The organism is Streptomyces sp. NPDC002853, from assembly GCF_053591915.1.
The window spans coordinates 16,698-41,445 of sequence record NZ_JBSFUS010000011.1; the positions used below are offsets into that span (position 1 = coordinate 16,698).

The following is a 24,748-nucleotide window of genomic DNA, read 5'->3' on the forward strand; positions in this document are numbered from 1 at the left end:
CCGGCGGCACGCCCCCGCGGGGCGCCGGATACCGTGGGCCTCACCATGAGCGCTTCGCAGCCCCCGCAGCCCGCCGATGTCCCCACGCTCCTCGTCAAGATCTTCGGCAAGGACCGTCCCGGAATCACCGCAGGCCTCTTCGACACCCTCGCCGCCTACTCCGTCGACGTCGTCGACATCGAGCAGGTCGTCACCCGTGGCCGCATAGTGCTGTGCGCGCTCGTGACCGAGCCGCCGGCCGGCCTGGAGGGCGACCTGCGGTCCACCGTCCACAGCTGGGCCGACTCCCTGAAGATGCAGGCCGAGATCATCTCGGGCATCGGTGACAACCGCCCGCGTGGCCTCGGCCGCTCCCACGTCACCGTGCTCGGTCACCCGCTGACCGCCGAGTCGACCGCCGCCATCGCCGCCAGCATCACCGCGACCGGCGGCAACATCGACCGCATCTTCCGGCTCGCCAAGTACCCCGTCACCGCGGTGGAGTTCGCCGTCTCCGGCACGGAGACCGAGCCGCTGCGCACCGCCCTCGCCCTGGAGGCAGCGAAGCTCGGCGTGGACGTGGCCGTCGTCGCCGCGGGCCTGCACCGTCGCGCCCAGCGGCTCATCGTGATGGACGTGGACTCGACCCTCATCCAGGACGAGGTGATCGAGCTCTTCGCGGCGCACGCGGGGTGCGAGGACAAGGTCGCCGAGGTGACCGAGGCCGCGATGCGCGGCGAGCTGGACTTCGAGCAGTCCCTGCACGCCCGCGTGGAGCTCCTCGCCGGGCTCGACGCCTCGGTCGTCGACAAGGTCCGCTCGGAGGTACGCCTCACCCCGGGCGCCCGCACCCTCATCCGCACGCTCAAGCGCCTCGGCTATCAAGTGGGCGTCGTCTCGGGCGGGTTCACCCAGGTGACCGATGATCTGAAGGAACGTCTCGGCCTCGACTTCGCCCAGGCCAACACCCTGGAGATCGTCGACGGCAAGCTCACCGGCAAGGTGACCGGAGAGATCGTGGACCGCGCGGGCAAGGCCAGGCTCCTTCGCCGCTTCGCCGACGAGGCCGGGGTCCCGCTGGAGCAGACCGTCGCGATCGGCGACGGCGCCAACGACCTCGACATGCTGAACGCGGCCGGGCTCGGTGTCGCCTTCAACGCCAAGCCCGTCGTCCGGGAGGCCGCGCACACCGCGGTGAACGTCCCCTTCCTCGACACCGTGCTCTACCTCCTCGGGGTCACCCGTGAAGAGGTCGAGGCCGCGGACACTCATACGGACTGAGGTCCGAGCCACGGCACTCGTCGTGCCCTACACCGATGGCCCCCGTTCCGCTGCGGTACGGGGGCCATCGGTGTATGTGCGTCAGGGGGTCAGTCGGAGGGCGCCCAATAGTCGGCGAGGGTTCCCACGCCCGGCTCAAGGGCCTTCCATGAGCCGGAGTACGTGAGGACGGCGAAGGCGGCGGTCGGGAAGCCGCGACGGTCCATCCGCGTGCGCGAGTCGCCCTCGGCCTTGCCCGCGAGGATGTCGGCGAGCCCCTGCACTCCGGGGTTGTGGCCGATCAGTACGACGTTCTGTACGTCGTCCGGGGTTTCGTTGAGCACGGCGATCAGCTCGCCCGGAGAGGCTTCGTACAGCCGCTCCTCGTAGACGGTCTTGGGCCGGTGCGGCAGTTCGTGGACGGCGAGCTTCCATGTCTCGCGGGTCCTGGCGGCGGTCGAGCAGAGGGCCAGGTCGAAAGGGATGCCGCTGTCGGAGAGCTTGCGCCCGGCGACGGGGGCATCCTTGCGGCCGCGCTCCGCGAGGGGCCGCTCGTGGTCGGTCACCTGCGGCCAGTCGGCCTTCGCATGCCGGAAAAGGACAATCCTGCGGGGTTCTGCGACGCTCATGCGTCCCAGCTTCGCATGAAACCCGCCAGCGGGCGCAGGGAGTTGGTGTGCTCCCCCGCGACGGGTGACGGCGTCCGGCAGGGGCAGGTCACTGGGCCGAACGGAACACGGTCTCCTGGATGCGCTCGAGCACGTGCGAGACCACCGGCTCGCCGCTCGCGGCGTGTGCGTCGGCGGGGTTCAGTATCAGCAGGAGCAGGGCCGCGAAGGCGATGGCGGGGAGGGCGATGGCCCACCACGGAAGCTGGATCTCGACGCTCGCGGAATCCTGCGGGGCTCCCGGGTGGCGCCGAGTGTGCGAACGGGCCGACATGGCGCCTCCGTGATCTTCGAGTCCTGCGTGCCGCGTCCTCGCGGGCACATCTCGAAGGTACGGATTCGGCGACCCTCAGCACATCCGGTGATCCACCCACTTGACCCTGACACTGGCCCCCTAGGGGATGGTGGTGCTAGCCCCACCATCGGCCCCGCCGGGGTCAGTTCACGGTGAGGCGATGGAGGCGATGACGCCGATGATCACGGTGATGGCCAGCATCGCGCCGAGCACGAGCAGCAGCTTCTTCTGGCCGTTCTGGGGGTTCGGGTCGAGCACTGGCATGGGGAGAGTCTCGCACCCTTTGTCCGAGGGGTCGCCGCCGGGGGTCCGGGAAGACTCCGGCGGGAGTCTCCCCGGAAGTCTCCGCCGGGGGTCCGGGCAACCCCGGCCGGGGTCAGGCAGCCGCCGCGACCTCGTCCTCGACCGTGCGGTTGCGGCCCGCCAGGATGCCCACCACGATCTGCGGCACCATCAGGCCCGCCATGAGCGCGATCGGCAGCCCCCAGCCGCCGCTGTGCTGGTAGAGCACGCCCACCAGGAGCGGCCCCGGGATCGAGATCAGGTAGCCCGTGCTCTGCGCGAACGCCGAGAGCTTGGCGACGCCCACGCTGCTCTTGGCCCGCATGCCGACCATGGTGAGGGCCAGCGGGAAGGCGCAGTTGGAGACGCCGAGCAGCAGGGCCCAGGCCCAGGCGCCGCCCTCGGGGGCGAGGTAGAGGCCCGCGTATCCGGCGAGACCGCAGACGCCGAGCACGACCACCACGGGGCCCTGGTTCGGCAGCCGGGTGGCGACCCGCGGGATCACGAAGGCCAGCGGCACGCCCATCGCCATGGTGACGGCGAGGAGCACGCCGGCCTCCCCCGCCGGAACGCCGGCGTCGCGGAAGATCTGCGGCATCCAGCCCATCGTGATGTACGCGGCGGTGGCCTGGAGTCCGAAGAAGCAGGCCAGCGCCCATGCCGTACGGCTGCGTGTGATGCGCAGCCCCGCGTCCTCCTGGCGCACCTCGGAGCTGACGTGCTCCGGAGCGGCCGACGCGGCGCTGCGGTCCCGCACCAGGGGCACCCACGGCACGACGGCGACGACGGCGAGCGCCGCCCACACCACGAGTCCGTTCTGCCAACTGCCGCCCAGCGCATCGGTCATGGGCACGGTGATGGCCGCGGCCAGCGAGGTGCCGAGGGCGAGCGCCATCGAGTAGAGCCCGGTCATCGAGCCGACGCGGTCGGGGAACCAGCGCTTGACGATCACCGGCATCAGGACGTTGCTGACCGCGATGCCCATGAGGGCGAGCGCGCTCGCGGCGAGGAAGCCGACGGTGCCGCCGAGGAAGGGGCGGATCGCCAGGCCCGTGGCGATGGCGACCATGCCCGCGCAGACGACCGCGCTGGGGCCGAAGCGGCGGGCGAGGCGCGGTGCCATCACTCCGAAGACCGCGAAGCAGAGCGGCGGCACGGAGGTGAGCAGCCCGGCGAGCGTGCCGCTCATGCCGAGCCCGTCACGCACCTCTTCGAGGAGGGAGCCGAGGCTGGTGATGGCCGGACGGAGGTTGAGGGCGGCCAGGACGATGCCGACCATGACGAGACGCGTCGCCCACGCGCGCGTGGGGGGCTGTTTCTCAGCTGCCCCGTTGGCCGCGCCGGTGCGTATCGGTGTCGTCGGTGTCGGTGTCATCGTCGAGGTTTCCTCACTAGCCATGGAGCCATCATAGAATCATGGGATGATTGGCTGTCCAATCCATTCGCGTCACATCGCCCGTAACCTCGTCCCGCACGGCCCCGTCCGTCATCCCGCGCACGAAGGAACGTCATGCCGCTGACCACCCCTCACCGATCGGCGCTCTCCGAGCAGGTCATCGCCGAGCTGCGCAACCAGATCTCCACGGGCGAGTGGCCGGTCGGTTCCCGCATCCCCACCGAGCCCGAGCTGGTCGAGCAGCTGGGCGTGGCGCGCAACACCGTCCGGGAGGCGGTCCGCGCCCTCGCGCACAACGGCCTGCTCGACATCCGCCAGGGCTCGGGCACCTACGTGGTCGCGACCAGCGAACTGGCCGGCGTCATGCAGCGCAGGTTCGCCGAGACGGACCCGCGGCACATCGCGGAGCTGCGCAGCACACTGGAGTCGAGCGCGGCGAAGCTGGCCGCGCAGCGCCGCACGGAACGCGACCTCAAGCAGCTTGACGCCCTCCTGGAGCGCCGTGAGGCGGCCTGGGCGTCGGGTGACGCCGAGGCCTTCGTGGCGGCCGACGCGACCTTCCACCTGGCCGTGGTGGCCGCGTCGCACAACGACGCGATGACGGCGATGTACGCCGACCTCGGCGAGGTGATGGTGGACTGGCTGCGCGAGGACATCGGCGAGGAGCTGACCCCCGAGAGCCACATGGACCACGCCCGGCTGGTCGACGCGATCCGCGAGAAGGACGCGGAGGCGGCGGCCAAGGAGGCCGCGGGCTACCCCTTCATGTGCCGCAGGGAACTGTTCGACGATCCCGCACGGCCGTGACCCGCCGAGGGTCTCGCGCGCCCCTGGCCGTCACCTCTCGTGGCTGACCCAGACGGCCCGGATCTCCTTCCAGCACCGTCCCGTGAGCCGCACGGTCTGCGCGGGCCCCGCCTCGACGGACACGCCGTCGCTGTCGATGTCCCACCACTGTTCGCACTCCACGTGCAGCCGGACCCGGTCGGTCTCGGGGTACGGGTTGTGGCAGTGCACGACGGCGTCCGAGCCCTCGACGCTGGTGCGGCACTCCGCGCCGAAGGGCCGCGGTTCGGCGGCCTCCACGCGCGCGCGTGGAGGCTTCGCTCCTCCGACGGCGTGTGAGGCGGCGCCGTACGACAGGGCGATCAGCAGGGTGAGAGCGGCGAGCACCGCAGGAGGTGACGGGCGCATCACTTCAGGGTGCGCGGCCTTGCCCCGACCTCGCCCGGTCAGTGGGCCGAACGGGCGACGCCCCGCCTCCCGCGCGGTGCGGGGGACGGGGCGTCAGGAACGTACGAAATGCCTGGTCGGACGTCAGGCACCCATCATGTGCACGCCGCCGTCGACGTGGATGATCTCGCCGGTCGTCTTCGGGAAGAAGTCCGAGAGCAGCGCGACGATGCCGCGGCCCGCGGGCTCCGGGTCGGCCATGTCCCAGTCCAGCGGGGAACGGGTGTTCCACACGTCGGCGAGGTCGGCGAAGCCCGGGATGGACTTGGCGGCCATGGAGCCGATCGGACCCGCCGAGATCATGTTGCAGCGGATGTTCTCCTTGCCCAGGTCGCGGGCGAGGTAGCGGCTCGTGGCCTCGAGGGCGGCCTTGGCCGGGCCCATCCAGTCGTACTTCGGCCAGGCGAACTGCGCGTCGAAGGTCAGCCCCACGACGGAGCCGCCGTTGGGCATCAGCGGACGGCACGCCATGGTGAGCGACTTCAGGGAGAACGCCGAGACGTGCATCGCCGTCGCCACGTCCTCGAAGGTCGCCTCGAGGAAGTTGAAGGCACCCTGCGGGGCGAAGCCGATGGAGTGCACGATGCCGTCGAGGCCGCCGAGCTCGTCCTTGACCAGGCCCGCGAGCCGGTCGAGGTGCTCCTGGTTGGTCACGTCGAGCTCGATGACCTTGGCGGGCTTGGGCAGCTTCTTGGCGATGCGCTCGGTGAGCGTGGGGCGCGGGAAGGCGGTGAGGATGATCTCGGCGCCCTGCTCCTGCGCGACCTTGGCCGCGTGGAACGCGATGGAGGACTCCATCAGAACGCCCGTGATCAAAATCTTCTTGCCGTCGAGAATTCCGCTCATGGTGATCAGTGACCCATGCCCAATCCGCCGTCAACGGGGATGACGGCTCCAGTGATGTACGACGCGTCGTCCGAGGCGAGGAACTTCACCGCGGCGGCGATCTCCTCGGGCTGCGCGTAACGGCCGAGCGGCACCTGCGCCATGATGTTCGACCGCTGCTCGTCGGTCAGCGCCTTGGTCATGTCGGTGTCGACGAAACCGGGCGCCACGACGTTGAAAGTGAGGTTGCGCGAACCGAGCTCACGGGCGAGCGAGCGCGCGAAACCGACCAGGCCCGCCTTGGAGGCGGCGTAGTTCGCCTGCCCCGGGCCGCCCATCAGGCCGACGACCGAGGAGATCAGCACGACGCGGCCCTTCTTGGCGCGCAGCATGCCGCGGTTGGCGCGCTTCACGACACGGAAGGTGCCCGTGAGGTTGGTGTCGAGGACGGACGTGAAGTCCTCCTCGGACATCCGCATGAGGAGCTGGTCCTTGGTGATCCCGGCGTTGGCCACCAGGATCTCCACCGGACCGTGCTTCTCCTCGATCTCCTTGTAGGCCTGCTCCACCTGCTCGGCGTCAGTGATGTCGCACTTGACGGCGAGGACTCCGAGCTCCGTGAGGGCCTGGGGCGGTTCACCCGAGCGGTAGGTGATCGCGACCTTGTCGCCGGCGTCGGCGAAGACGCGGGCGATGGCGAGGCCGATGCCCCGGTTTCCTCCGGTGACGAGAACCGAGCGGCTCAACGGATCACCCTTTCGATAGCGGTCTGGTACCTCGAAAACCTATCGGTACCGTGCTCCATACGGAGAATCGACGACCGACAGTGGCGTACCGGACTCACTGTCGGGTCCCTACAGAAATCTCTGGCCGCCGGGCCCTCACGCGCGACATGATCTGAGCGACCGGTGCCGACAGCAGGGAGACACCCGTGCCTCATTCCATCGATGAAGCCTTCACGGCACTGCCGCTCAGGGCTCTCGCCGACGCCGCGCTCGCCCGCGCGCGTGCGCTGGGCGCGGACCACGCGGACTTCCGCCTCGAGCGGGTGCGCAGCGCGTCCTGGCGGCTGCGGGACGCCAGGCCGGCCGGCACGTCGGACACCACGGACCTGGGCTACGCGGTCCGTGTCGTGCACGGCGGCACCTGGGGGTTCGCCTCGGGCGTGGATCTGACGATGGACGCGGCGGCGAAGGTCGCGTCCCAGGCCGTGGCGATGGCCAAGCTCTCGGCGAAGGTCATCAGGGCCGCGGGGTCGGACGAGCGCGTGGAGCTCGCGAGTGAGCCCGTGCACGCCGACAGGACCTGGGTGTCCGCGTACGAGATCGACCCCTTCTCCGTGCCGGACGAGGACAAGAGCGGGCTGCTCGCCGAGTGGAGCTCGCGTCTGCTCGCCGCCGACGGCGTCTCGCACGTCGACGCCTCGCTGCTCACCGTGCACGAGAACAAGTTCTACGCGGACACGGCGGGAACGGTGACCACGCAGCAGCGGGTCAGGCTGCACCCGCAGCTCACCGCGGTCGCGGTCGACGGGACGAGCGGCGAGTTCGACTCGATGCGGACCATCGCGCCGCCGGTCGGGCGCGGCTGGGAGTACCTCACCGGGACCGGCTGGGACTGGGACGCCGAGCTCGCGCGCATCCCGGAGCACCTCGCCGAGAAGATGCGGGCGCCGAGCGTGGAGGCCGGCTCGTACGACCTCGTGGTCGATCCCTCGAACCTCTGGCTGACCATCCACGAGTCCATCGGCCACGCCACGGAGCTGGACCGCGCGCTCGGCTACGAAGCCGCGTACGCGGGCACGTCGTTCGCCACCTTCGACCAGCTCGGCAAGCTCGCGTACGGCTCGTCGATCATGAACGTGACGGGTGACAGGACGGCCGAGCACGGCCTCGCGACCATCGGGTACGACGACGAGGGCGTGGCCGGGCAGTCCTGGGACCTGGTGAAGGACGGCACCCTGGTCGGCTACCAACTGGACCGGCGCATCGCGAAGCTCACCGGTTTCGAGCGGTCCAACGGCTGCGCGTACGCGGACTCCCCCGGCCATGTGCCGGTGCAGCGCATGGCGAACGTCTCGCTCCAGCCGGATCCGGGCGGGCTCGGCACGGAGGATCTGATCGCGGGCGTGGACCGGGGCATTTACGTCGTCGGCGACCGTTCCTGGTCGATCGACATGCAGAGGTACAACTTCCAGTTCACGGGACAGCGCTTCTACCGCATCGAGAACGGCCGCATCACCGGCCAGCTCCGCGATGTCGCGTACCAGGCGACGACCACCGACTTCTGGGGTTCGATGGCCGCGGTCGGCGGCCCGCAGACGTATGTGCTCGGCGGCGCCTTCAACTGCGGCAAGGCCCAGCCGGGCCAGGTCGCGGCGGTCTCGCACGGCTGCCCCTCGGCCCTGTTCCGAGGCGTGAACATTCTGAACACCACGCAGGAGGCGGGTCGATGAGCCCTCGTACGAACAAGCCGCACGAGATCGTCGAGCGTGCTCTCGAACTGTCCACCGCCGATGGCTGCGTCGTCATCGCCGACGAGCACTCGACCGCGAACCTGCGCTGGGCGGGCAACGCCCTGACCACGAACGGCGTCACCCGCGGCCGCACCCTCACCGTCGTCGCGACCGTCGACGGCAAGGAAGGCACCGCGTCCGGCGTCGTCTCGCGCTCGGCGGTGACCGCCGCCGAACTGGAGCCCCTGGTCCGCGCCGCCGAGCACGCCGCGCGCGGGGCGGGTCCCGCCGAGGACGCGCAGCCCCTGGTGGCCGGAGGCAAGGAGTCCGCGGACTTCAGGGACGCACCCCTCGAAACGTCCTCCGCGGTCTTCACGGACTTCGCCCCGGCGCTCGGCGAGGCGTTCGCCACCGCCCGCGCGGGCGGACGCGAGCTGTACGGCTTCGCGAACCACGAGCTCGTGTCGAGCTACCTGGGGACGTCGACGGGCCTGCGCCTGCGGCACGACCAGCCCAACGGCACCCTGGAGCTCAACGCGAAGTCCCCCGACCGCACGAAGTCGGCGTGGGCGGGGCGTGCGACCCGGGACTTCAAGGACGTCGACCCGGCGGCCCTCGACGCGGAGCTCGCCAAGCGCCTGGGGTGGGCCCAGCGGCACATCGACCTGCCCGCGGGGCGCTACGAGACGCTGCTGCCGCCCACCGCCGTCGCGGACCTGCTGATCTACCAGCTGTGGTCGGCGTCGGCCAGGGACGCGGCCGAGGGCCGGACGGTGTTCTCCAAGCCGGGCGGCGGTACCCGCGTCGGCGACCGGCTTGCCGAGCTGCCCCTGACGCTGCGCAGCGACCCGAACGAGCCGGGCCTTCAGTCCGCGCCGTTCGTCCTGGCGCACGCCTCGGGCGGTGACTCCTCCGTCTTCGACAACGGGCTTCCGCTGGCCGCGACCGACTGGGTACGCGCGGGCGAGCTGGCGCATCTGACCAGCACCCGGCACAGCGCCGCCCTGACCGGCCTTCCGGTGGCGCCGGCCATCGACAACCTCATCCTGGACGGCGGTACCGACCGCACCCTGGAGGAGATGGTCGCGGGCACGGAGCGGGGCCTTCTCCTGACCTGCCTCTGGTACATCCGCGAGGTCGACCCGGCGACCCTGCTGCTCACCGGGCTCACCCGGGACGGCGTCTATCTCGTCGAGAACGGCGAGGTGGTGGGCGAGGTGAACAACTTCCGTTTCAACGAGTCGCCGGTGGACCTGCTCTCGCGGGCCTCGGAGGCCGGGCGGACGGAGAGGACGCTGCCCAGGGAGTGGGGCGACTGGTTCACCAGGGCCGCGATGCCCGCCCTGCGCATCCCCGACTTCAACATGAGCTCGGTCAGCCAAGGCGTGTGACCCCCATAGACTGGCCGGTGCCAGCCGGTACCGGCCAGAAGCCCTTCGACCGGCCAGAAACCTTTCAAGGAGACACAAGACCGTGACGGACATCGTCGACGAGCTGAAGTGGCGGGGACTTTTCGCCCTGTCCACGGACGAAGATGCACTGCGCAAGGCGCTCGCGGACGGCCCCGTCACGTTCTATTGCGGCTTCGACCCGACCGCGGCCAGCCTGCACGTCGGGCACCTGGTGCAGGTCCTCACCGTCCGCAGGCTCCAGCAGGCGGGCCACCGCCCGCTGGCGCTCGTCGGCGGCGCGACGGGCCAGATCGGTGACCCGCGGCCGACCGCCGAGCGCACCCTGAACGACCCGGAGACGGTCGCGAACTGGGTGGCGCGGCTGCGCTCGCAGATCGAGCCGTTCCTGTCCTTCGAGGGCGAGAACGCCGCGGTGATGGTCAACAACCTGGACTGGACCGCGGGGATGTCCGCGATCGAGTTCCTGCGGGACATCGGCAAGCACTTCCGCGTGAACAAGATGCTGACCAAGGACTCCGTGGCCCGCCGCCTGGAGTCCCAGGAGGGCATCTCGTACACGGAGTTCAGCTACCAGCTCCTGCAGGGCATGGACTTCCTGGAGCTCTACCGTCGCCACGGCTGCACGCTGCAGACCGGTGGCAGCGACCAGTGGGGCAACCTCACCGCGGGCATCGACCTGATCCACCGCCTGGAGCCGGACGCCACGGTGCACGCCGTCGGCACGCCGCTGATGGTCAAGGCGGACGGCACCAAGTTCGGCAAGTCCGAGAGCGGCGCCGTCTGGCTCGACCCGCAGATGACCACGCCGTACGCGTTCTACCAGTTCTGGCTGAACGTGGACGACCGGGACGTCTCGACGTACATGCGCATCCTCAGCTTCAAGTCCCGCGAGGAGCTGGAGGAGATCGAGAAGCTCACCGAGGAGCGCCCGCAAGCCCGTGCGGCCCAGCGCGCGCTCGCCGAGGAGCTGACGACGCTGGTGCACGGCGCCGACCAGTGCGCGGCCGTCATCGCCGCGTCCAAGGCGCTCTTCGGCCAGGGTGAGCTCGGCGACCTCGACGAGGCGACGCTGAGCGCAGCCCTCTCGGAGCTGCCGCGCGTCCAGGTCGCCGAGGTCGGCCCGGTGGTGGACCTCCTCGCGGAGGTCGGCCTGGTGGCGAGCAAGTCGGCGGCGCGGCGCACGGTCAAGGAGGGCGGTGCCTACGTGAACAACGCGAAGGTCGCCTCCGAGGACGCCGTCCCGTCCCGCGACGAGCTTCTGCACGGGCGCTGGCTCGTGCTGCGCCGGGGCAAGAAGAACCTGGCGGCCGTCGAGGTCACGGCGGGCTGACCCGCGTTCCCCTGTGTGCGCCAGAGGGGCCGGCCCGTCGGGGCCGGCCCGTCGGGGCCGGCCCGTCGGGGCCGGCCCGTCGGGGCCGGCCCGTCGGGGCCGGCCCGTCGGGGCCGGCCCCTCTCGCGTGCCGCGTTCGCTCAGGTCAGGCGCGTTGCCTGTTGCCCTTGATCATCTTGTACGCCATGTCTCCGACGCCCACGACGACGAGCGCCGCCACGAGCTGCAGGGCGTGCCGACCCCAGTCGATGCCCTTGGTGTCATCGATGCCGAACGCCGAGGCAAGCGAGTTGCCGATGATCGCGCCGATGATGCCGAAGATCGTGGTCAGCCAGAGCGGACTGTGCTGCTTCCCGGGCAGGATCGCCTTGGCGATCAGTCCCAGCACGAATCCCACGACGATGGCCCACAACCAGCTCATAGCTGCCTCCTCATTCGGCTCAACATGAGCATTACGGCAAGTCTCGACCGATCCTCCATACGGCGCATGTCGGGCACCCCCATACGTGGCATGACGCAGTCAGGACACCGAGAAGGACCGTGCCCCGGTCTCGAAGGCTGCGCAGCCCCGGCGTAACGTGGACCGGGTCCGGGCCGGGGAGCGCCCGGCTTCTTGTGAGCAGGCGGTGGAATGTGATGCGGAAGCAGAGCGATGCCCAGGTCTTCCGGATCACAGGGGCCCGGCAGGGACTCGCGGACGACGTGCGGGGCAGGCAGCGGCGGTACGTGATCTCGATGTCGATCCGTACGCTTTCGGTCATTGCCGCGGCGGTGCTGTGGAACGTCGAGCGGCATGTCGCCCTCGTCGCACTGGTGCTCGGCATCCTGCTGCCGTACATCTCCGTCGTGATCGCCAACGCGGGGCGGGAGAACATCCCTTCGCTGCCGTCGACCTTCGTACCGGCACCGTCCCGGCCGATGCTCGCGCCGCCGCCCCCGCGCGACGAGTCCACGGAACCCGTCCCGGAAGCCGGCACGGGCCCCGTTCCGGGCGAGCCCAACGCTCCGTCAGGGCGGCAGAACTGACCGTCGACGTTGCGCCAAGCTCAAGAAAAGCTCAGATCAATCATGTGGTTCCGGTGCCAGGCACCGGGTCCCCCGTGACATACTTCGTACGCGCTCCGCATCCCCCGTCGGAGCGACAGACCGACGCCGGGCAGCTCCCCCCGTGGCTGCTCGGCGTCGCCTTGTTTTGAACGCACTTGGACGTCATTCGTGAGCGACGAAACACCGATCTGTTCCGCCAAGGGCTGCCGCGCCGCCGCCGTGTACGTACTGGCGTGGAACAACCCGAAGATCCACACCCCGGAGCGCCGCAAGACGTGGCTCGCCTGTGAGGAACACCGCGAGCACCTCTCTCAATTCCTGGGCGTACGCAGCATGTTGAAGGACGTCGTGCCGCTCGCCGAGTGGGAAGCCCCGGAGAGCTAGCGCGCTAGCCGCCGATCGCCGACATCGGCCGGTCGGGCTGCAGGAACGTCGGGTCGTCGAGGCCCGAGCCCGCCTTCTTGCCCCACATCGCGAGCTTCCAGATGCGGGCGATCGCCTCGTCCGAGCCCTCGGAGCTCTCCTCGTCGTTCGCCCGCAGGGCCGCCCTCAGGTCGGTCTCCTCGGTGGCGAACAGGCAGGTGCGGACCTGGCCGTCGGCCGTCAGCCGGGTGCGGTCGCAGGCCGAGCAGAACGGGCGGGTGACGGAGGCGATGACGCCGACGCGATGCGGGCCGCCGTCCACGACCCAGCGCTCGGCCGGCGCGGAGCCGCGCTCGCCGGAACCCTCCTCGGTGAGCTCGAAGCGCGTACGCAGCGACTGCAGGATGTCACCGGCGGTGATCATGCCGTCGCGCTTCCAGCCGTGCTGGGCGTCCAGGGGCATCTGCTCGATGAACCGCAGCTCGTAGTCGTTCTCGACGGCCCAGGCGAGGAGGTCGGGGGCCTCGTCGTCGTTCAGGCCCGGCATCAGGACCGTGTTGACCTTGACCGGGGTCAGGCCGGCGTCACGGGCCGCCTCCAGGCCCTCCAGGACGTCCTTGTGGCGGTCGCGGCGGGTGAGGGTCTTGAAGACGTCGGGGCGCAGGGTGTCCAGGGAGACGTTCACCCGGTCCAGGCCCGCGGCCTTGAGGGCGGCGGCGGTGCGCTTGAGCCCGATGCCGTTCGTCGTCAGGGACATCCTGGGGCGCGGCTCCAGCTGGGCGCAGCGCTCGATGATGCCGACGAGGCCGGGGCGCAGGAGCGGCTCGCCGCCGGTGAAGCGGACCTCGGTGATGCCGAGCTGCGTCACGGCGATCCTGATGAGGCGGACGATCTCGTCGTCGCTGAGGAGCTCGGACTTGGACAACCACTGCAGGCCCTCCTCGGGCATGCAGTACGTGCAGCGCAGATTGCACTTGTCGGTCAGCGAAACCCGCAGATCGGTGGCCACTCGGCCGTAGGTGTCGATGAGCACGTGGGCCCCCTCCCTGATCCTGTTCAGCCGTTCGGTTCAGATACCACGAGCCTACGTGACGGGACCGACATCGTCGGGGGCCCGATCCCACGAGGAGCGGTGCGGCCGCGTCGTAGAGATCTACCAACGATCTACGACGCGGCCGCTGACGTGCGTGTTTCAGGTGGAACTCAGGAGGATCAGTGCGCTCCGGTTCCCGTGAGGGACCGTACCTCCAGCTCCGCGTACTTGCCCTTGTCCGCCTTCTCCTTCGACAGGATCGTGCCGAGCCAGCCGAGCAGGAAGCCCAGCGGGATGGAGATCAGGCCCGGGTTCTCCAGCGGGAAGAAGTCGAAGTTCGCGTCGGGGAACATCGAGGTGGGCTTGCCCGAGACGACGGGCGAGAACAGCACGAGGCCGACGGCCGCGATCAGTCCGCCGTAGATGGACCAGAGCGCGCCCTGGGTGGTGAACCGCTTCCAGAACAGGCTGTAGAGGATCGTCGGCAGGTTCGCGGAGGCCGCGACGGCGAAGGCGAGGGCGACCAGACCCGCCACGTTGAGATCACGGGCCAGGGCGCCGAGCGCGATGGAGACGATGCCGATGAAGACGGTCGACCAGCGAGCGGCCTTCATCTCCTCCTTCTCGGTGGCCTTGCCCTTCTTGATGACGTTGGCGTAGATGTCGTGCGCGAACGACGAGGACGAGGCGAGGGTCAGACCGGCGACGACCGCGAGGATCGTGGCGAAGGCGACCGCGGAGATCACGGCGAGCAGGAGCGCGCCGCCGGTGGAGTCGCCACCGCCGCCGATCTCCAGGGCGGCGAGCGGTGCCGCCGTGTTGCCCGCCTTGTTCGAGGCGATGATGTCGCCGGGCTTGAGCAGCGCGGCGGCGCCGAAGCCGAGGACGATCGTCATCAGGTAGAAGGAGCCGATGATGCCGATCGCCCAGTTCACGGACTTACGCGCGGCCTTGGCGGTCGGCACCGTGTAGAAGCGGATCAGGATGTGCGGCAGTCCCGCCGTGCCGAGCACCAGGGCGATGCCCAGCGAGAGGAAGTCCAGCTTCGAGGTGCCGCTCACGCCGTACTTGAGACCGGGCTCCAGGAAGGCCGAGCCCTTGCCGCTGTTGGAGGCGGCGGTGCCGAGCAGGTCGGAGACGTTGAAGTTGAACTTGAGCAGGATCAGGAAGGTGATCAGGATGGTGCCCGCGATGAGCAGCACGGCCTTGACCATCTGCACCCAGGTGGTGCCCTTCATGCCGCCGATGGTGACGTAGACGATCATCAGGACGCCGACGAGGGCGACGATCAGGATCTTGCCCGCGTCACTGGTGATGCCGAGCAGCAGCGAGACCAGGACACCGGCGCCCGCCATCTGCGCGAGCAGGTAGAAGATCGAGACGACGATCGTGGAGGTGCCCGCCGCGGTGCGCACCGGACGCTGGCGCATGCGATAGGCCAGCACGTCGCCCATCGTGTAGCGGCCGGAGTTGCGCAGCGGCTCGGCGACCAGCAGGAGCGCCACGAGCCAGGCGACCAGGAAGCCGATGGAGTACAGGAAGCCGTCGTACCCGAAGAGGGCGATGGCGCCCGCGATGCCGAGGAAGGACGCGGCGGACATGTAGTCGCCGGAGATCGCCAGGCCGTTCTGGAAGCCGGTGAACTGGCGGCCGCCCGCGTAGAAGTCGGCGGCGCTCTTGGTCTGGCGCCCCGCCCAGACGGTGATGAAGAGGGTCGCGACGACGAAGGCCGCGAAGAGGCTGATGATCAGCGCCCGGTGCTCGGAGGCGTCGGACGTGGCCGCCAGGACAGTGGTGTTCAGCGCGGGGCTCATGCGCCGGCCTCCATACGGGACTTGATGGCCTCGGCCTTGGGGTCGAGCTTCGCGGCGGCGTGGCGCGAGTAGAACCAGGCGATGAGGAACGTGGTCAGGAACTGTGCGAGGCCGAGGACCAGCGCGACGTTGATGTTGCCGAACAGCTTGGTGCCCATGAAGTCGCCCGCGTAGTTCGAGAGCAGGACGTACGCGAGGTACCAGACGATGAAGGCGATGGTCAGCGGGAAGGCGAACGAGCGGTGCGCCTTGCGCAGTTCACCGAACTCGGGACTCGCTTGCTCCTGGAGGAATTCTTCCGTGGACGGCGCGTGCGGGGCGGGGGCTGCTCCGTCCTTGGACGGTGGGGATGCTTCGGGGGCCACGGAGTCTTCTCCTCGTGGTGCGGGTGCGGTGGGGACGGACAGCTGATCCATTGGCTCTCTTCGATCCAGCAGTGACGCGGATCACGTGAGCCACGGATGGCGATGCTAAGGCCACGGGACGTGATCCGACAGGGGTCGATGTTGCTTCCGTTACCTGTTCAACGTCTCGATGGCGCGCCCGGCGCGGTGTGACGGATCGTTTTCTTCTGGAATCCATTGCTGGCCTGGGAGTTCGGGGGATAGCTTCACCCTGCACAGCCCGTCATGTACCTGCCCGATCACTTGTTGTGTTCGGGCAGTTCACGTATCCGGATGATGTGGAGATCCCATGGCTCATCTGCGTTCCAGACGCCGCATCGCGCTCACCGTGCCCCTCGGCATCGCGCTCGCGGCGTCGGTCGGCTTCGCTCCCGGTGTCGCGACCGCGGCCCCCGACGCCCCCGCCACCGCGTCCGCGAAGGCCGAGGCCCCGAAGCTCGCCTACGTCGTCAACACCCGTACGGACTCCAAGACGATCGCGTACGTCAAGAGGGCGATCGCCAAGGCGGACGGCACCCTCGTCGTCGCCTACCCGAAGATCGGCGTGATCGTCGCGCACTCGGCCAACCCCGACTTCGGCAAGCAGCTGCGCAAGGTCAAGGGCGTGCAGTCCGCGGGCGCCACCCGCACCTCGCCCCTGACGGCGGCGGGCACCACGGAGGAGGGCGCACCGACCCTCCTGTCGAAGTCCGAGGCCAAGGCGCTCAAGGCGCAGGCAGGCGGTTCGGCCGCCGAGCCCCTCGAGGCCGACCAGTGGGACCTGCGTGCGATAGGCGCCGACAAGGCAGCCAAGATCAACCCGGGCAGCAAGAAGGTCACCGTCGGCGTCATCGACACCGGAGTCGACGACACCCACCCGGACCTCGCGCCCAACTTCTCGGCCTCGCAGTCGGCGAGCTGTGTCGGCGGCAAGGCGGACACCTCGGCGGGCGCCTGGCGCCCGGAGAAGCCCGACCACTACCACGGCACGCACGTCGCCGGCGAGATAGCCGCCGCCCGCAACAACGTGGGCGTCGCGGGTGTCGCCCCGGGCGTGAAGGTAGCCGGCATCAAGGTGGCCGACCCGGTCAGTGAGCTGTTCTACCCGGAGAGCGTCGTCTGCGCGTTCGTGTTCGCCGCCGACAAGGGCATCGAGATCACGAACAACAGCTACTACGTGGACCCGTGGCTCTACAACTGCATGGACGACCCGGACCAGCGGGCCATCGTCGACGCGGTCAACCGCGCCCAGCTGTACGCCCAGAAGAAGGGCACCCTGAACCTCGCCTCGGCGGGCAACTCCAACCACGACCTCGCCGCCGACGAGATCCTGGACGACTCCAGCCCGGACGACTCGACGCCGGTGCCGCGCACCATCGACCCGTCCGAGTGCTTCGACCTCCCGACGCAGCTGCCGGGCGTGGTCACGGTCAGCGCCACGGGCGTGAAGAACCTCAAGTCGTACTACTCCACGTACGGCAAGGGCGTCATCGACGTCGCGGCCCCCGGTGGCGACGCCCGCCAGATCCCGGCCGACACCCCGTCGAAGAACGGCCGCATCCTCTCCACGATGCCGGGCAACCAGTACGGCTGGCTGCAGGGCACCTCGATGGCCTCGCCGCACGCCTCGGGCGTGGCCGCACTCCTGAAGTCGACGCACCCCAAGGCGAGCCCCGCCGAGATCCAGCGCCTCCTCAAGAAGCAGGCCGACAACCCGGGCTGCCCGACGGAGCCGTACGACCCGGACGGTGACGGCAAGGTCGACGCGGTCTGCGAGGGCGGCAAGAACAAGAACGGCTTCTACGGCAGCGGGATCGTCGACGCGCTCGACGCCGTGAAGAAGAAGTGAGGGGCGCGCGCAGCATGACCGCACCCTTCACGCGCTCCCGCCGCGTGCTCGCACTCCCGCTCGGCATGGCGGTGGCCTCGGCCGTCGCCTTCCTGCCGGGCACGGCTTCGGCGCAGCCCGATGCCGCGGCCCGTCCCGGCACCCCGGTGTCGTCGGCCGTGTCCGCCCTGGGCGCGCTCACGGACGGCACGTCGATGAGCTACGTCGTCAACGTCCGCGCCGGGCACGGCGGTTCGCCGTCCGCCAAGACGTCGGCGTACGTGAAGAGGGCCATCGCCAAGGCGGGCGGCAAGGTCGTCATCGCGTACGACAGGATCGGCGTGATCGTCGTCCACTCGTCGGACGCGGACTTCGCCAGGAAGATCCGCGGGGCGAAGGGCGTCGCTTCGGCGGGGGCCACTCGTACGGCTCCGCTGTCCGCGCAGTCCGACGACGCGCTCGAGGCCGACCGGCCGCTGACCGCCGCCGAGGCGAAGCAGGCGGCCGGGCAGGCGGGCGCGGGCCAGGACGAGCTCGAGCCGCTCCAGTGGGACCTGCCCGCCATCAAGGCGGACAAGGCCCACAAGGAGTCGCTCGGCAGCTCCAGGGTCACCGTCGGCGTCCTGGACTCCGGCGTGGACGACACGCACCCGGACATCGCGCCGAACTTCGACGCGAAGGCGTCCGCGAGCTGTCTGGGCGGCGTGCCCGTGCAGAAGGACAGCGCGTGGCGTCCGGTGAGCGGGGAGAGCGACCACGGCATGCACGTGGCGGGCACCATCGCCGCCGCGAAGAACGGCACCGGCGTCACCGGTGTCGCTCCGGGCGTGAAGGTGGCGAGCCTGAAGGTGGCCGAGCCCGAGACCGGCATGTACTACACGGAGGCCGTGGTCTGCGGCTTCATGTGGGCGGCCGATCACGGAGTCGACGTCACCAACTCCAGCTACTACACCGACCCGTGGCTCTTCAACTGCAAGACGGACGACGACCAGAAGGCCCTGGTCGACGCCGTCGGGCGGGCCACCCGGTACGCGGAGCGCAAGGGTGCGGTGAACGTCGCGGCGGCCGGCAACGCCAAGACGGACCTCGCGCAGGACGAGATCGTCGACGACTCGAGCCCGGACGACACGACGCCCACGGAGCGGGTCATCAAGACCGCGGACTGCCTCGACCTTCCGTCGCAGCTTCCGGGTGTCGTGACCGTCTCGGCCACGGGCGCGAAGGGCATCAAGTCCTCGTACTCGAACTACGGCGAGGGCGTCATCGACATCGCGGCGCCGGGCGGTGACTCGACGAGGTTCCAGACGCCGGACGCGCCGGCCACGGACGGCCGCATCCTGTCGACCCTGCCGGGCGGCAAGTTCGGCTACAAGGCGGGTACGTCGATGGCGTCACCACACGCCGCGGGCGTGGCCGCGCTCGTCAAGTCGGCCCACCCGCACGCGTCGTCGGCGAAGATCAAGGCGCTGCTCTACGGCGAGGCCGACGCCATGAAGTGCACCGATCCGTACGACTTCGACGGCGACGGCAAGGTCGACGCGGTGTGCGCGGGCGGCAAGAACAAGAACGGCTTCTACGGCGTGGGCATGATCGACGCCTTGGACGCCGTGCGGAAGTAGCCCTCCCCCGGGAGGCGCCGGGCCGGGCGGTCATGGACCGTCCGGCCCTTCGCGTGCGCGCACGCGACCGGAGCGCCCGCGTGACTCCCGTGGGGCGGAATGGGGATCCGCCAGTTGTTTGCCAGGACTTGCCCGTTAAGGGTGCACCTGGTGAAGATCATGTGGTGAGCTCCATACAACCGTCCGCCGACCCCGGTGGCGATGTCCCGGCCGACGCGGCAGCCGCCACGTCCCGCGCCTCGCACCGTGCCCCGCGCCGCCCCGCGACGCGTCATGCCGTCGCCGTGCTGATCCTGGTGGCCGTAGCCGCGGCGGTCCCGCTGCTCGGCCCTCCGGCGGCGCTGAGCGGCACCGGGGAGGCCGAGGCGCCCGGCACGGCCGGGATCACGTTCCTGCGGATGGTCATGTTCGCCGCGCTCTGCGTCCAGTTGGGCGAGGTGTACGCGATCCGGCTCGCGCGCCGCGTGCCGGGGGCGCCGCTGGACCGTGAGCCGCGCAGCTGGGCGGCGTACGCGGCGGGCGCGGGCCTCGTCGCCGCGCTCGGCCTGGCCTCGGTGGTGGCCACCGGCAATCTGGTCCCGCACCAGCTCTCCGACATGGACGTCGGCGGCCTCTACGCGACGCGGGACGGCAGGCTTGCGCTCATGGAGGTCAACGCCTTCATCGTGGCGCTGCTCTGCTCGCGCTCACGCCGCCCCTCCACCGCCGCGCTTCCGCTGGCCGCGGTGATCGTCGCGGAGGCGCTGCGGGCCCATCCCCCGGTGGAGGACACCCCGCTCATCGGCACCGGTCTGACCCTGGTGCATCTGACCTGCGGGGTGCTGTGGGCGGGCGGCCTGCTGCAGGTCCTTCGGATGCTGCGGCTGTGGCGGACCTTCGCCCCGGAGGCGGGCGCGGCGGTACTGGGGCTCTACGCGCGCGTGGCGGCCGTTCTCCTCGCCGCGATCACGGTGACGGGCGTGTTCAGCACGCTGCGCCGGATGCCGCCGGGCACGGTCGTCGACCAGCTGACGGAGACGGCCTACGGACGCACGCTGCTCGCCAAGGTGCTCCTCGTGGCGGCCGTGGCCGTCCTGGCGCTGCTCGCGCGCCTCAGGCTGCGCAGGGCCCCCGATCCGATCTCGGCGTACTCCCCCGCACGCTGGGAGGTCATCATGCTCGGGGTCGTGGTGGCGGTGTCGGCGCTGCTGACCGCGTTGCCGCTGCCGATTCGCTGGTGAGCTGCTGAGCTGTGTGGGGGTGGTGGGGCTGCTGGGGTTGCGCCGCCAATACGCCGCGGACCAGCAGGAACTGGGCGGCGATGTAGGTGAGCATGATCCAGAAGTCGGGGCGCGGGGCCTGGGGCCACTCGGCGACGCCGGTCGCGATGAGGGTGTCGGACAGGAGGAACAGCGCGCCGCCCGCCGCCGCGGTGAGGCCCAGCCTCGTCGCACCGAACGCCATCGCGGTGAGCAGGAGGCTGTAGCCCGCCACCGGTCCGCGCATGTCCGGCGGAAGGTCCGGCCAGAGGAGGGCCACCGTGCCGACGAGTGCGGCGGCGTACAAGGCGACCAACCAGGCGCCACGCGCGCGTGGCGTGCCGTGGCGCTTGAAGAGGATCAGGTAGCAGACGTGCCCCGCCGCGAAGGAGCCCATTCCCGCCAGGAACGCGGGGTCCGCGTCGAAGAGCAGGAGGGTGTCGCCTCCCCAGCCGAAGAGCAGGGCCGCGACCAGCAGGCGCGGACCCTTGACCGTGAGGACGTACGCCGCCAGGAGCGGCATCAGCAGGGGCTTGAAGACCGTGTGCCCGATGTCGAAGTCGGCCAGGAGTGCGGTGAGGTCGCCCGCCGCCGCCAGGGCGAACGCGGCCAGGAGCAGCTTCGCCGCCGCGTGCCTGCCCGCCGCGGGGCCAGGGCTCATGCCGCGTCCTCCCTCACCGGTTCCGTCACCGGCTCCGTCACCGGCTCCGGCGTGGCCTCCTGCGCGATCTGAGGCCGCACGGATTCCCGCGGCTGCCAGCCAGGCCCCCGGAACACCCTTCCGCCCCGCTCGCGCCAACTGGTGGCCTTCCTGAGGTCCCTGGCGATCGCCACGTACTCGTGCGTGGCCACCCGCAGCGGGTTGTACGTGGTGATGTTCTTCGTGAGGCCGTACACGGGCCGGTCCGTCTCCGCGACCCAGGAGCCGAACATCCGGTCCCAGATGATCAGGATGCCGCCGAAGTTGCGGTCCAGGTAGCCGCCCTGCGACGCGTGGTGGACGCGGTGGTGCGAGGGGGTGTTGAAGACGAACTCGAAGGGGCGCGGGAGCTTGTTGATGCGCTCGGTGTGGATCCAGAACTGGTAGACGAGGTTCGCCGACGAACAGAACGCGAGCGCCGCCGGATGCACGCCGAGCGCGATCAGCGGGAGATAGAACGGCCAGACCGTCAGGCTCGTCCAGGGCTGGCGAAGCGCCGTCGTGAGATTGAACTTGCGGCTGGAGTGGTGCACGACGTGGCAGGCCCACAGGATGCGGATCACATGGTGCCCGCGGTGCGACCAGTAGTAGAAGAAGTCCTGGGCGAGCAGCATCAGCGGGATCGTCCACCACAGGACGGGGATGTGCAGCGGCGTCAGCGCGTACACCGCCGTGTAGATCGCCACGATGGGGATCTTCCACAAGAGGTCGAAGACGAGACTGCCGAGCCCCATGGTGACGGAGGTGGCGGCGTCCTTCGTCTCGTACCCGGCTTCGTCCTCGTCGGGATGGATGCGGTGGCTGACGATCTCCACGACGGTGAGCAGCACGAAAGCAGGTATGGACCACAGCACGACATCGGGCAGGTTCGGCGGCATGCGTGCACCGTAAGGGCCCCCGGCCGACCGCCGCTAGACGTAGTTACCGACAAGTATTACCAGCGGTAAAGAAGTGGATGTTGGTGATCCCCGCCAAAAGCGGACGCTCAGACATCGCACGCCGCACCGAGCGTCGCCTCCGTCGCGCGGGGAACACCCCACCCCGTATGTCACCAGACGCGTACCGACCCTCCCGGAGCGAACACCGGGCTTGTCGCGCCCGCGGGTGTCTCCTTGAGGGGCTCGTCGAGTTCCTGGACGGTCGGTCCGGCCTTCGCCGCGATCGCGTCGAGGCGCTCCAGGTCGAAGCCGTACACCCGGGCCGCGTTGCCGCCGACCATGGCGGCGATCTCGTCCTTGGGGAGACCCGCGTAGGCGATGCGCAGACCCTCGCGCGAGAAGGGGTGCGTGCCCTCGTCGTGCGGGTAGTCGCTGCCCCACATGATCTTGTCGAGGCCGATCCGGTCCCTCATCTGTGCCTCGTGCGGGCGCATGAAGCTCGCGCCGACGAAGCAGTTCTCGCGCCAGACCTCCGAGGGGCCCTTGCCCATCGAGTCGGCGAGACCCGCACCGAACTTCGACTCGGCCGTCCCGGAGCCGTCCTTCCTGGAGGCCGCCGCGACCAGACGCCCGTGGTAGTAGTCCAGCATGTCGAGCACGCCCGGTATCCACCCCGAGCCCTGCTCGGTGAGCACCAGCCGCAGCTCCGGGTGGCGGCGGAAGGCGCCGCCGAACACCAGGTGCCACAGCGCCCGGTGCGAGAACCACGTCGTCTCCACCATGAACACCGCCCGCGCGGCCGGCTCGTCGCCGAGGGGCGGAGAGGCCGACCCCGCATGGTGGTTGACCGGCACGCCCCGCTCGGCGCAGGCCGCCCAGATCGGGTCGTACGCCGCCGAGTAGAGCTCCGCGAGCCCGCTGCCCGGCGGCGTGCCGGGCAGCAGAAGACCGCCGTGCAGGCCCGCGTCGGCCGCCCAGTTGATCTCCTCGACGGCCGCGTCCACGTCGTTCAGGAGGATCTGGAAGACACCCGCCCTGCGCCCCGGAGCCGCGGCGCAGAAGTCGGCCAGCCAGCGGTTGTGGGCGCGCAGGCCCGCCCAGCGCTGCTCGAACTCCTCGCGGGTGGGCGCCGGTGCCATCAGGGAAGCGCTCGGGAAGAAGGGCGGGATGGTGTTCGGGAAGACGACCTCGGCGACGATGCCGTCCTCTTCCAGCTCGGCGACGCGGCGGTCCGAGTTCCAGTTGCGGTCGGCGGTGTCGGCGAGCAGGTCCTCGTACGGATTGACGTACGTGGCGGCCCACGCGTCGAACGCGTCGTGGTGGCGCGTCTCCAGGTAGGGCCTGTAGTCGAGGAGATCTGCGCCCGCGTGGCAGTCGGCCGAGATGACGGTGTAGCGCTCTTCGGTCGGACGAGTGGTCATGTCTGGGCCCCCAGTACCGGGAAGTCGTGGTCGGTCAGCCAGTGGCGGCCCACCTCGCGCGAGCGCGCCCAGGAGGACTCGACGGCGCCCTGGTCGGCGTCCTGGCCGAGGTCGGCCGGGGTGGGGCCGATCCGGCGCGCCAGCGGCGCCAGCCGCTCCGTGTCGAAGCCGAAGACCTCGGCGGCCGCCAGACCCAGCATCCTGCGGGTCTCCGCCACGGGGATGTCGTGGAAGGTTTTCCGCAGCCACGCGCGCGTGTCCGGCCAGGTTCCCTCGGGGTGCGGGAAGTCGCTGCCCCAGAGGATGTTGTCGACGCCGATCTCGTAGCGCTGGGCGAGTTCGCGGCGCTTGGTGTTGGTCGCGCAGATGAAGATCTGCCGGTCCAGGTACTCGTGCGGGGGCCGTTTCAGCTCCGCGAACGGGGAGAGCTTCTTGCCGCCGTGCGCGCCCAGGTAGAGGCGGTCCATGAACCACAGGAGGTTCGGCAGCCACCAGCAGCCCGACTCCGCGACGCCGAACCTCAGCCCCGGATGACGCTCGAACACGCCCGACCAGAGCATGAACCACAGCGGCCGCGCGGGCCACCAGGTCACTTCGGAGACGTAGATTCCCAGGTGGTCGCCGTACTCGTGCCGTGGCGCCGCCCCGGAGTGGGTCATCACGGGCATCGCGCACTCTGCCGCCGCCGCCCACACGGGGTCGTAACGCCGGTCGTGGTAGGGCGCCTTGTCGACCCACATGGAGGGGATCATCAGCGCGCCGAGCCCGGACTCCTTGGCCCGGTGGACCTCGGCGACGACCCTGTCCACCTCCCCGGTGACGGGCAACAGGGCGACCCCGCAGTGCCGTTCGGGGTGCTCGGACACGAAGTCGGCGAGCCAGCGGTTGTGCGCCTGCGCCCCCGCCATGCCCAGCTCAGGGTCCTGGTCGCCGGAGAGCCCGAGGCCCACCCCGAAGGGCGCGGCCGTCTGGCTGTCCACGGCGTCCGCGTCGGGGAAGACGACCTCGGCGGCCACCCCGTCGCCGTCGAGCTCCTTGAGGCGCTGCGCGGTCTCCCAGCCGCCGCGCAGGCCCTCCTCGTTGTCCTGGAACCACTTGGCGGCGAACGCGTCGTTGCGGATGCCGAGCCGCGTCGCCTCCGCGCGGCGGGCGTCGCGCTCCCCCAGGAACCCGTCGAAGTCCCGGTGGAATCGGCTGTCGAGATAGGGCCGGTACTCCTCGGTGGGAAGCCCGGCGTGGCAGTCGGAGGAGATGATCAGGTAGGGGTCCTGGTCGGTCATCACATGCCC

25 protein-coding genes are annotated in these 24,748 nt (G+C 70.1%); 10 read left to right on the top strand and 15 right to left on the bottom strand.

Annotated features, from left to right (window positions below):
• Positions 1-45: 45 nt before the first annotated feature.
• The gene (gene serB, locus ACWD02_RS28905; protein ID WP_451215397.1) at positions 46-1,260 is read left to right on the top strand and encodes a phosphoserine phosphatase SerB; all 1,215 of its coding nucleotides are present in this window, start codon (positions 46-48) and stop codon (positions 1,258-1,260) included.
• A gap of 89 nt (positions 1,261-1,349) precedes the next feature.
• Here the strand turns inward: serB and ACWD02_RS28910 are convergent, their stop codons facing one another.
• The 4 genes from ACWD02_RS28910 to ACWD02_RS28925 all read right to left on the bottom strand — a co-directional run bounded on the left by ACWD02_RS28910 (position 1,350) and on the right by ACWD02_RS28925 (position 3,883).
• Positions 1,350-1,868 (bottom strand): SixA phosphatase family protein, encoded by a 519-nt coding sequence (locus tag ACWD02_RS28910; RefSeq protein WP_451215399.1) that lies wholly within the window; start codon positions 1,866-1,868, stop codon positions 1,350-1,352.
• Between the two features lie 88 nt (positions 1,869-1,956).
• Positions 1,957-2,181 carry a hypothetical protein gene (locus tag ACWD02_RS28915; protein ID WP_451215401.1) on the bottom strand — a complete coding sequence of 75 codons (225 nt, stop codon included), beginning with the start codon at positions 2,179-2,181 and terminating at the stop codon, positions 1,957-1,959.
• Between the two features lie 168 nt (positions 2,182-2,349).
• On the bottom strand, positions 2,350-2,466 hold the full coding sequence (locus ACWD02_RS28920) for an SGM_5486 family transporter-associated protein (protein WP_358853437.1): 117 nt from the start codon (positions 2,464-2,466) through the stop codon (positions 2,350-2,352).
• Positions 2,467-2,578: 112 nt separating this feature from the next.
• The gene (locus ACWD02_RS28925) at positions 2,579-3,883 is read right to left on the bottom strand and encodes a CynX/NimT family MFS transporter (RefSeq protein WP_451215403.1); all 1,305 of its coding nucleotides are present in this window, start codon (positions 3,881-3,883) and stop codon (positions 2,579-2,581) included.
• A 111-nt stretch (positions 3,884-3,994) separates the two neighbouring features.
• Here ACWD02_RS28925 and ACWD02_RS28930 point away from each other — a divergent pair, with 111 nt between their 5' ends.
• Positions 3,995-4,687 carry a FadR/GntR family transcriptional regulator gene (locus tag ACWD02_RS28930; RefSeq protein WP_451215405.1) on the top strand — a complete coding sequence of 231 codons (693 nt, stop codon included), beginning with the start codon at positions 3,995-3,997 and terminating at the stop codon, positions 4,685-4,687.
• Positions 4,688-4,717: 30 nt separating this feature from the next.
• On the opposite strand, the gene ACWD02_RS28935 is transcribed toward ACWD02_RS28930, so the two are convergent.
• The 3 genes from ACWD02_RS28935 to fabG form a co-directional block, all read right to left on the bottom strand.
• Positions 4,718-5,074: a hypothetical protein gene (locus ACWD02_RS28935; protein WP_451215407.1), complete on the bottom strand. Its 357-nt coding sequence runs from the start codon at positions 5,072-5,074 to the stop codon at positions 4,718-4,720.
• Between the two features lie 123 nt (positions 5,075-5,197).
• Positions 5,198-5,959, bottom strand: a complete 762-nt coding sequence (gene fabI, locus ACWD02_RS28940; RefSeq protein WP_363207922.1) for an enoyl-ACP reductase FabI — start codon at positions 5,957-5,959, stop codon at positions 5,198-5,200.
• A gap of 5 nt (positions 5,960-5,964) precedes the next feature.
• The gene (fabG, locus tag ACWD02_RS28945) at positions 5,965-6,684 is read right to left on the bottom strand and encodes a 3-oxoacyl-[acyl-carrier-protein] reductase (protein WP_365827031.1); all 720 of its coding nucleotides are present in this window, start codon (positions 6,682-6,684) and stop codon (positions 5,965-5,967) included.
• A gap of 185 nt (positions 6,685-6,869) precedes the next feature.
• On the opposite strand from fabG, the gene ACWD02_RS28950 reads away from it, so the two are divergent.
• The 3 genes from ACWD02_RS28950 (at position 6,870) to tyrS (ending at position 11,135) form a co-directional block, all read left to right on the top strand.
• A complete protein-coding gene (locus ACWD02_RS28950) occupies positions 6,870-8,393 on the top strand; it encodes a TldD/PmbA family protein (protein WP_451215410.1) in 1,524 nt (507 codons plus the stop codon).
• Positions 8,390-9,784 carry a metallopeptidase TldD-related protein gene (locus ACWD02_RS28955; protein WP_451215412.1) on the top strand — a complete coding sequence of 465 codons (1,395 nt, stop codon included), beginning with the start codon at positions 8,390-8,392 and terminating at the stop codon, positions 9,782-9,784. Before ACWD02_RS28950 ends, ACWD02_RS28955 begins: the two co-directional genes overlap by 4 nt.
• A gap of 82 nt (positions 9,785-9,866) precedes the next feature.
• Entirely contained in the window at positions 9,867-11,135 is a 1,269-nt protein-coding gene (tyrS, locus tag ACWD02_RS28960; protein ID WP_451215414.1) for a tyrosine--tRNA ligase, read from the top strand.
• A 145-nt stretch (positions 11,136-11,280) separates the two neighbouring features.
• Here the strand turns inward: tyrS and ACWD02_RS28965 are convergent, their stop codons facing one another.
• Positions 11,281-11,556: a GlsB/YeaQ/YmgE family stress response membrane protein gene (locus ACWD02_RS28965; protein WP_363207927.1), complete on the bottom strand. Its 276-nt coding sequence runs from the start codon at positions 11,554-11,556 to the stop codon at positions 11,281-11,283.
• A 215-nt stretch (positions 11,557-11,771) separates the two neighbouring features.
• On the opposite strand from ACWD02_RS28965, the gene ACWD02_RS28970 reads away from it, so the two are divergent.
• Complete coding sequence (locus ACWD02_RS28970) at positions 11,772-12,161, top strand: DUF3099 domain-containing protein (RefSeq protein ID WP_451215417.1); 390 nt, start codon at positions 11,772-11,774, stop codon at positions 12,159-12,161.
• Between the two features lie 189 nt (positions 12,162-12,350).
• Positions 12,351-12,566 (top strand): hypothetical protein, encoded by a 216-nt coding sequence (locus ACWD02_RS28975; RefSeq protein WP_451215419.1) that lies wholly within the window; start codon positions 12,351-12,353, stop codon positions 12,564-12,566.
• Positions 12,567-12,570: 4 nt separating this feature from the next.
• Here the strand turns inward: ACWD02_RS28975 and moaA are convergent, their stop codons facing one another.
• The 3 genes from moaA to ACWD02_RS28990 all read right to left on the bottom strand — a co-directional run bounded on the left by moaA (position 12,571) and on the right by ACWD02_RS28990 (position 15,757).
• Entirely contained in the window at positions 12,571-13,578 is a 1,008-nt protein-coding gene (gene moaA, locus ACWD02_RS28980; protein ID WP_451215421.1) for a GTP 3',8-cyclase MoaA, read from the bottom strand.
• A gap of 179 nt (positions 13,579-13,757) precedes the next feature.
• Complete coding sequence (locus ACWD02_RS28985; RefSeq protein WP_363207931.1) at positions 13,758-15,392, bottom strand: solute symporter family protein; 1,635 nt, start codon at positions 15,390-15,392, stop codon at positions 13,758-13,760.
• The gene (locus tag ACWD02_RS28990) at positions 15,389-15,757 is read right to left on the bottom strand and encodes a DUF485 domain-containing protein (protein ID WP_451215422.1); all 369 of its coding nucleotides are present in this window, start codon (positions 15,755-15,757) and stop codon (positions 15,389-15,391) included. Before ACWD02_RS28990 ends, ACWD02_RS28985 begins: the two co-directional genes overlap by 4 nt.
• A 328-nt stretch (positions 15,758-16,085) precedes the next feature.
• Here ACWD02_RS28990 and ACWD02_RS28995 point away from each other — a divergent pair, with 328 nt between their 5' ends.
• From ACWD02_RS28995 to ACWD02_RS29005, 3 genes are all read left to right on the top strand, one after another.
• Entirely contained in the window at positions 16,086-17,624 is a 1,539-nt protein-coding gene (locus tag ACWD02_RS28995; RefSeq protein ID WP_451215424.1) for a S8 family peptidase, read from the top strand.
• A gap of 14 nt (positions 17,625-17,638) precedes the next feature.
• Positions 17,639-19,222, top strand: a complete 1,584-nt coding sequence (locus ACWD02_RS29000) for a S8 family peptidase (RefSeq protein ID WP_451215426.1) — start codon at positions 17,639-17,641, stop codon at positions 19,220-19,222.
• Positions 19,223-19,386: 164 nt separating this feature from the next.
• Positions 19,387-20,442 (top strand): CopD family protein, encoded by a 1,056-nt coding sequence (locus ACWD02_RS29005; protein WP_451215428.1) that lies wholly within the window; start codon positions 19,387-19,389, stop codon positions 20,440-20,442.
• Here ACWD02_RS29005 and ACWD02_RS29010 read toward each other — a convergent pair.
• From ACWD02_RS29010 to ACWD02_RS29025, 4 genes are all read right to left on the bottom strand, one after another.
• A complete protein-coding gene (locus tag ACWD02_RS29010; protein WP_451215430.1) occupies positions 20,375-21,121 on the bottom strand; it encodes a lysoplasmalogenase in 747 nt (248 codons plus the stop codon). The genes ACWD02_RS29005 and ACWD02_RS29010 overlap by 68 nt on opposite strands.
• Entirely contained in the window at positions 21,118-22,038 is a 921-nt protein-coding gene (locus tag ACWD02_RS29015; protein WP_451215432.1) for a sterol desaturase family protein, read from the bottom strand. Before ACWD02_RS29015 ends, ACWD02_RS29010 begins: the two co-directional genes overlap by 4 nt.
• A gap of 170 nt (positions 22,039-22,208) precedes the next feature.
• Entirely contained in the window at positions 22,209-23,459 is a 1,251-nt protein-coding gene (locus tag ACWD02_RS29020; RefSeq protein ID WP_451215434.1) for an amidohydrolase family protein, read from the bottom strand.
• Complete coding sequence (locus ACWD02_RS29025; RefSeq protein ID WP_451215436.1) at positions 23,456-24,739, bottom strand: amidohydrolase family protein; 1,284 nt, start codon at positions 24,737-24,739, stop codon at positions 23,456-23,458. The genes ACWD02_RS29020 and ACWD02_RS29025 overlap by 4 nt, the downstream gene beginning before the upstream one ends.
• Positions 24,740-24,748: the final 9 nt, after the last annotated feature.

Coding starts and splice junctions, on each gene's coding strand:
- ACWD02_RS29000 (WP_451215426.1), top strand. CDS start 17,639: ATGACCGCACCCTTCACGCGCTCCCGCCGCGTGCTCGCACTCCCGCTC.
- ACWD02_RS28970 (WP_451215417.1), top strand. CDS start 11,772: ATGCGGAAGCAGAGCGATGCCCAGGTCTTCCGGATCACAGGGGCCCGG.
- ACWD02_RS28925 (WP_451215403.1), bottom strand. CDS start 3,883: ATGGCTAGTGAGGAAACCTCGACGATGACACCGACACCGACGACACCG.
- ACWD02_RS28985 (WP_363207931.1), bottom strand. CDS start 15,392: ATGAGCCCCGCGCTGAACACCACTGTCCTGGCGGCCACGTCCGACGCC.
- ACWD02_RS28915 (WP_451215401.1), bottom strand. CDS start 2,181: ATGTCGGCCCGTTCGCACACTCGGCGCCACCCGGGAGCCCCGCAGGAT.
- ACWD02_RS28955 (WP_451215412.1), top strand. CDS start 8,390: ATGAGCCCTCGTACGAACAAGCCGCACGAGATCGTCGAGCGTGCTCTC.
- ACWD02_RS28930 (WP_451215405.1), top strand. CDS start 3,995: ATGCCGCTGACCACCCCTCACCGATCGGCGCTCTCCGAGCAGGTCATC.
- ACWD02_RS28935 (WP_451215407.1), bottom strand. CDS start 5,074: ATGCGCCCGTCACCTCCTGCGGTGCTCGCCGCTCTCACCCTGCTGATC.
- ACWD02_RS29025 (WP_451215436.1), bottom strand. CDS start 24,739: ATGACCGACCAGGACCCCTACCTGATCATCTCCTCCGACTGCCACGCC.
- ACWD02_RS28995 (WP_451215424.1), top strand. CDS start 16,086: ATGGCTCATCTGCGTTCCAGACGCCGCATCGCGCTCACCGTGCCCCTC.
- ACWD02_RS29010 (WP_451215430.1), bottom strand. CDS start 21,121: ATGAGCCCTGGCCCCGCGGCGGGCAGGCACGCGGCGGCGAAGCTGCTC.
- ACWD02_RS29020 (WP_451215434.1), bottom strand. CDS start 23,459: ATGACCACTCGTCCGACCGAAGAGCGCTACACCGTCATCTCGGCCGAC.
- ACWD02_RS28965 (WP_363207927.1), bottom strand. CDS start 11,556: ATGAGCTGGTTGTGGGCCATCGTCGTGGGATTCGTGCTGGGACTGATC.
- serB (WP_451215397.1), top strand. CDS start 46: ATGAGCGCTTCGCAGCCCCCGCAGCCCGCCGATGTCCCCACGCTCCTC.
- fabI (WP_363207922.1), bottom strand. CDS start 5,959: ATGAGCGGAATTCTCGACGGCAAGAAGATTTTGATCACGGGCGTTCTG.
- ACWD02_RS29015 (WP_451215432.1), bottom strand. CDS start 22,038: ATGCCGCCGAACCTGCCCGATGTCGTGCTGTGGTCCATACCTGCTTTC.
- ACWD02_RS28910 (WP_451215399.1), bottom strand. CDS start 1,868: ATGAGCGTCGCAGAACCCCGCAGGATTGTCCTTTTCCGGCATGCGAAG.
- ACWD02_RS28920 (WP_358853437.1), bottom strand. CDS start 2,466: ATGCCAGTGCTCGACCCGAACCCCCAGAACGGCCAGAAGAAGCTGCTG.